This is a genomic window from Rhodanobacter terrae (assembly GCF_042657005.1).
Classification (GTDB): Bacteria; Pseudomonadota; Gammaproteobacteria; order Xanthomonadales; family Rhodanobacteraceae; genus Rhodanobacter; species Rhodanobacter terrae.
On sequence record NZ_JBHSNG010000067.1, the window covers coordinates 1 to 2,043 of the forward strand.

At 66.6% G+C, this 2,043-nt stretch carries 2 protein-coding genes; both read right to left on the bottom strand.

Annotation, left to right across the window (positions count from 1 at the left end; translation table 11 throughout):
- Positions 1-39: 39 nt before the first annotated feature.
- Entirely contained in the window at positions 40-1,575 is a 1,536-nt protein-coding gene (gene tnpC / locus ACFPPB_RS20215) for an IS66 family transposase (protein WP_377330449.1), read from the bottom strand.
- A 19-nt stretch (positions 1,576-1,594) separates the two neighbouring features.
- Entirely contained in the window at positions 1,595-1,948 is a 354-nt protein-coding gene (gene tnpB, locus ACFPPB_RS20220; RefSeq protein ID WP_377330451.1) for an IS66 family insertion sequence element accessory protein TnpB, read from the bottom strand.
- Between the last annotated feature and the right edge of the window lie 95 nt (positions 1,949-2,043).

A 2,043-nucleotide genomic window follows, 5' to 3' on the forward strand; every position in this document is an offset into this window, starting at 1 on the left:
GTAAGCGCCCGCCCACCGCACCTTGATGTTGACCGAAGCCTATGCCAGCGGCAGCAAAGATGCGATGTCGCGATCTTTGGTGGTGGGCAGGCGAGTGAGGGTGTCGGTGAGCCAGGCGTGGGGCTCGATGCCATTGGCCTTGGCGGTAGCGAGCAGACTCATGATGGCGGCGGCACGTTGACCGGCGGTTTCGGAGCCGGCGAACAGCCAGTTTTTGCGGCCGATGGCGATCGGCCGGATGGCGTTCTCGATGGGGTTGTTGTCGATCGGGTGACGGCCGTCGTCGAGGACTCGTGCGAGCGCGCTCCAGCGTCTGAGCGTGTAGCGGACGGCACTGGCCACGCCGGTGTTGCCCAGCACCTTGGTGCTGAGGTCGTCCAGCCAGCGTTTGAGTTCGTCGAGCCTGGGCGCGAGGTAACGTTGCCGCTCGCGGTGCCGTGTGGCGGCGTCGAGGTCGCGCAGCTTCGCTTCGATGGCGTAGAGCGCACCGATGCGTTCGAGCGCTTCTTTCGCGAGCGGGCTGGCGCTGGCCTTGTGCACGTCGAAGAACTTGCGTCGCGCATGCGCCCAGCAGGCGAGCTCCGTGATGCCGTTGGCGAACAGCGCCTTGTAGCCGCCGTAGTCGTCGACCATCAGCGCACCGCACCAGTCGTCGAGGAAGGCCGCCGCATACTTGCCGGCGCGGCTGGCGCAGTAATCGAAGAGGATGATCGGCGGGCCATCGGCGCTGCGGTAGGCAAAGAGGTAGGCACGCTTGGTCTTGCCGGCGCCCGGATCAAGCTGCGCCACCGGCGTTTCGTCGGCGTGCAGCACGGGCGATTGCAGCAGCCGGGTGCGTAGGGCGTCGACCAAGGGCTGCAGACGAAGGCCGATCACGCCGATCCATTCGGCCAGGGTCGTGCGCGACAGTTCGATGCCGTGGCGCGCGAAGATCGCCTCCTGCCGATATAGCGGGAGGTGGTCGGTGTACTTCTGGATCGCGACCTGGGCCAGCAGGCCCGGTGCGGCGAGGCCGCGGTCGAGAATCGCCGGGGCGACGGGTTCGGCGACGATCGTCTCGCAGGCGCGGCAGGCGTATTGCGGATGCACGTCGCGGCGGACGAAGAACTTCATCGGCTCGACGTCCAGCTTCTCGCTGATGTGTTCGCCGATCTTCACCAACGCGGCACCGCAGCTGGCGCAGTCACAGGAGGCCGGCTCGTGGATCGTCTCGATACGCGGCAGCTCGGGCGGCAGCGGGCGGCGTGGCGCGGGGCGGCGCTCGGTGGGCGGCTTGGCCGGCGGCGTCTTGAGCGCCGCCAGTTCCGCCTCCAGCGCGGCGATGTCGGCCGCCATCGCCTCATCGAACAGCTCGCGCTGCGCCGGATCCATGCGCTCGGACTTGGCTGCAAACTGCACGCGGCGCAGGCGCGCGATCTCGTGCGTGAGCTTGCTGATCTTCGCGTCCTTGAACGCGATCGTGTGATCGCGCTGAGCGATGGTCTGCTCGTGCACAGCGATCACCTGCAACTTCTCGACTACCATCGCGCGCAGCGTTTGGACGTCCGAAATGTCGTTGAGCGCTGCGTGATCCATGGTCACGCAGCGTAACCGCTCACACGCGTTTTTCAAGGGGCATCGGCGCACTCAAGCGTTGCCAATCCACGCCCGCGCACAACCACGCGAACTGCGCACGACCCAGCGACCACAATGTCTCGCCTGCCGACGGCCACACGAACCGTCCCTGGTGCAAGCGGCGCACCGACAGCCACACGCCCTGGGCATCCACCACCAGCACTTTCAGGCGTGTGGCACGGCGGTTGCGGAACACGTACGCCGACCCATCCAGCGGCTCCCGTGCCAACACCTCACGCACGTACACCAGCAGTCGATCCGCCCCGCAACGAAAGTCCACCGGTGCGCTCACCAACCAGCGTGCCTGCAGACTCGTGCCGACTCCCAAATCCATCGCCTTCCTGCCCATGCTTACGCTCCAGATTGTCCGGATGCGTAGTGCAGCGGTTACGAACTGCTTGGGGAAGGTGTGGTGGGCGGACGCTTACG

What these genes read in the sequence shown, in the direction of transcription:
- tnpC (WP_377330449.1), bottom strand. Translation starts at nt 1,575, where the DNA reads ATGGATCACGCAGCGCTCAACGACATTTCGGACGTCCAAACGCTGCGC.
- tnpB (WP_377330451.1), bottom strand. Translation starts at nt 1,948, where the DNA reads ATGGATTTGGGAGTCGGCACGAGTCTGCAGGCACGCTGGTTGGTGAGC.